Raw genomic sequence first — 2334 nt, 5'->3', positions numbered from 1 at the left:
GAGAACGGCGCGAACTCGTCGTTCGTGAACCGTCTGGTGGATGAGGACGTGCCAGCCGAAATGGTCGTCGCCTGTCCCTTCGACATGATGGACCAGCCGCCGGGCCCGTTCGAGCCGGTCGTCACCGCCGGCCCCGATCTGTTCGCGCCCGAGCGCCCGAACTCGGTCGGTTATGACCTGTCTGACGTGACCGACCTGACCCGGATCGACGCCGCCCGCACCCCGCCCGAACAGTGGCAGGTCGGGCCGATCCTTGCCGGGCCGGTAAGCGGCGGTAACCCTGAGGCCGCGCATAACCCGGCCACCGGTGCCCGGATCGGCACGGTGCAAGCTGCCAGCGTCGAAGACGTGCAAACCGCCCTTGGCGCCGCTCAGCCGTGGCAGGCCCCGGCCCAGATCCGCGCCGAGGTGCTGAACCGCGCCGCCGACCTTTACGAGGCCGATTTTGGCAAGGTTTTTGCCCTGCTGGCGACTGAGGCGGGCAAGACCCTTGCCGACGCGGTTGCCGAACTGCGCGAGGCGGTGGATTTCCTGCGCTATTACGCCGCCGGGGCCACGGCCCTGACCGACCCGGCGCGGGGTCTGTTCACCTGTATTTCACCGTGGAACTTTCCCTTGGCGATCTTCACCGGGCAGGTTGCGGCGGCGCTGGCGGCGGGGAATGCAGTTTTGGCCAAGCCTGCCGAAACCACCCCGGCGATTGCCGCGTGGGGCATTGATCTGTTGCACAAGGCCGGGGTGCCGCGCAGTGCACTGCAATTGCTGCCCGGCGCGGGTGGCGTCATCGGCACGGCGCTGACCAGCGACCCACGGATCAAAGGTGTGGCCTTTACCGGCTCGACCGCGACCGCTCGGCGCATTGCCGCGACCATGGCTGCGCATCTGGACCCCGGCACGCCGCTGATCGCGGAAACCGGCGGGCTGAACGCGATGATCGTCGATAGCACCGCCTTACCGGAACAGGCGGTGCGCGACATCGTCGCCTCGGCCTTTCAATCGGCGGGACAGCGGTGCTCGGCCCTGCGCTGTCTTTATGTGCAACAGGACATTGCGCCCGCGCTGCGCGAGATGCTGATCGGCGCGATGGAGCAGATGTCGCTGGGCGATCCGTGGCAATTGGAGACCGATATCGGCCCGGTTATCACCGACACCGCCCGCAATGACATCACCGCCTATATCGACCGCGCCGCAGATAAGGGCCGGGTGCTGCATCGCCTCAGCACGCCCCAGACCGGCACGTTCGTCGCCCCGGCGCTGATCGCGGTCGATGGCATTGCCGATCTGGGCTCCGAGGTTTTCGGCCCGGTCCTGCATTTCGCCACCTTCCGGGCCAGGGATCTGGACCGGGTGATCGACGATGTGAACGCCACGGGCTATGGGCTGACGTTCGGGCTGCATACGCGGATCGACGACCGGGTTCAGACCGTCGCGGACCGGGTGCAGGCCGGGAATATCTATACCAACCGCAACCAGATCGGCGCGATTGTCGGCTCGCAACCGTTCGGGGGTGAAGGTCTGTCCGGCACCGGCCCCAAGGCGGGCGGGCCGCATTATCTGCCGCGTTTCACCAGCGGCGCGGCCCCGGTGGCGGGGCAGGCCGAGGCGGGCGACGCGGACCCGGCCAAGATCGCGCAGGCCATCGCAGCGGCGGCCAAACTGCCGGTGTCGCCGCGCACCCGGCTGTTGCCCGGCCCGACCGGGGAATTGAACCGCCTGACCACCTTGCCGCGCCCACCGGTCCTGTGCCTTGGCCCGGGCGAAGCCGTGCGGCAAGCGCAGGTTCAGCGGGTTCAGACCTTGGGTGGTCACCCGGTTGCGGTGCAGGGCCATCTGGCGCCCGAGGCGCTGATCGACTTGCCCGCATTCGGCGGCGTGATCTGGTGGGGGGCGCCCGAGACCGCCCGCGCCTATGCGCAGGCCCTGACCCGGCGCGTGGGGCCGATCATCGGGCTTGTCACCGGGCAACCGGACGCCGCGCATGTGCTGATCGAGCGTCACCTGTGCGTGGATACGACTGCGGCGGGCGGCAATGCCAGCTTGCTGGCCGGGGGCTAAGGCCGCCTCAGCCCCGGCGCTGCACCTTGCGGAACAGCGCCCACAGCGCCAGACAGATCAGCATCATCACCGCCGCCGCGATCAAGGGCGATCCGGCATCACCGGTTCGGTCGCGCAACGCCCCCAGCGCTGCCGGGGCCAGACCCATCATGCCGTAATAGACCGCCAGATAGATGCCCATCGTCAGGGCGCGCAGATGCGGGCGCGCGGCCTCGACCGGCAGGGTCATGATGACCGCAGCGGCGGGGCCGATTGCCAGCCCCAGCCCCAGCATCATCG

Annotated in this window: 2 protein-coding genes; one reads left to right on the top strand and one right to left on the bottom strand. The window is 68.9% G+C overall.

Features of this window, described 5'->3' with window-relative positions:
* Positions 1-2055, top strand: a 2055-nt coding sequence (locus ABYW26_RS13530) for an L-glutamate gamma-semialdehyde dehydrogenase (protein ID WP_372605439.1), incomplete at its 5' end; no start/stop codon positions are given.
* Positions 2056-2062: 7 nt separating this feature from the next.
* Here ABYW26_RS13530 and ABYW26_RS13525 read toward each other — a convergent pair.
* A partial coding sequence (locus ABYW26_RS13525; protein ID WP_372605438.1) for an LPXTG cell wall anchor domain-containing protein occupies positions 2063-2334 on the bottom strand: 272 nt, incomplete at its 5' end.

The sequence above is a fragment of the Actibacterium sp. genome (genome assembly GCF_041584535.1).
In the GTDB taxonomy this organism is placed as follows: Bacteria; Pseudomonadota; Alphaproteobacteria; order Rhodobacterales; family Rhodobacteraceae; genus Actibacterium_D.
The sequence above is the reverse complement of the archived record's forward strand: the minus strand, read 5'-3'. Positions and strand labels throughout refer to the sequence as shown.